We start from the raw sequence: 1,143 nt of genomic DNA, 5'->3' as shown, positions 1-1,143 counted from the left end.
AATGATTTTGTCAATGCAGGAGTTCCTGATGGTGCTTCAGACACGCTTGGCCACATTTCAAAAACAGTTGGACTTGCGGTGCCAAACATGGCTAAAATTGGACTTGGTAATATTCCTCGTCCCCAAGCGCTTAAAACCGTTCCTGCAGAAGAAAATCCAAGTGGCTACGCGACGAAGTTACAAGAAGTATCACTTGGTAAAGATACAATGACAGGACATTGGGAGATCATGGGCTTAAATATTACAGAGCCATTTGATACTTTCTGGAATGGTTTTCCAGAAGATATTATCACAAAGATTGAGGATTTTTCAGGACGTAAAGTTATTCGTGAAGCGAATAAACCTTATTCAGGGACAGCTGTTATTGATGACTTCGGACCACGCCAAATGGAAACTGGTGAGCTCATCATCTATACCTCAGCTGACCCAGTCCTACAAATTGCAGCTCATGAGGATATCATTCCTCTAGAAGAACTCTACCGTATTTGTGAATATGCTCGTAGTATCACAATGGAGCGTCCAGCTCTCCTTGGTCGTATTATCGCTCGTCCATATGTAGGTGAACCAGACAACTTTACGCGTACAGCCAACCGTCACGACTATGCAGTATCACCATTTGAAGATACCGTATTAAATAAACTAGATCAAGCTGGCATCGATACTTATGCTGTTGGTAAAATCAATGATATTTTCAATGGTTCAGGCATTAATCATGATATGGGACATAACAAATCAAATAGTCATGGTATTGATACTTTGATAAAAACAATGGGGTTATCAGAGTTTGAAAAAGGCTTCTCCTTTACTAATTTGGTTGACTTTGATGCTCTCTATGGTCACCGTCGTGATCCTCATGGCTATCGTGATTGTCTTCATGAGTTTGATGAGCGCCTCCCAGAGATCATTTCAGTAATGCGTGACAAAGACTTACTTTTGATCACTGCCGATCATGGTAATGACCCAACTTATGCAGGCACAGACCATACAAGAGAATACATTCCTCTCTTAGCCTATAGCCCATCTTTCACAGGAAACGGCCTTATCCCAGTAGGGCATTTCGCAGATATTTCAGCAACAGTTGCGGATAACTTTGGTGTTGATACTGCGATGATTGGAGAGAGCTTCTTGCAGGACTTGGTATAA

At 41.6% G+C, this 1,143-nt stretch carries 1 protein-coding gene; it reads left to right on the top strand.

From position 1 onward, the window contains the following. Nucleotides 1–1,143 (top strand): phosphopentomutase (locus tag HMPREF9171_RS102800; RefSeq protein WP_000292319.1); only part of this gene is annotated, 1,143 nt, incomplete at its 5' end.

Source organism: Streptococcus agalactiae ATCC 13813, assembly GCF_000186445.1.
GTDB lineage: Bacteria > Bacillota > Bacilli > Lactobacillales > Streptococcaceae > Streptococcus > Streptococcus agalactiae.
The sequence above is the reverse complement of the archived record's forward strand: the minus strand, read 5'-3'. Positions and strand labels throughout refer to the sequence as shown.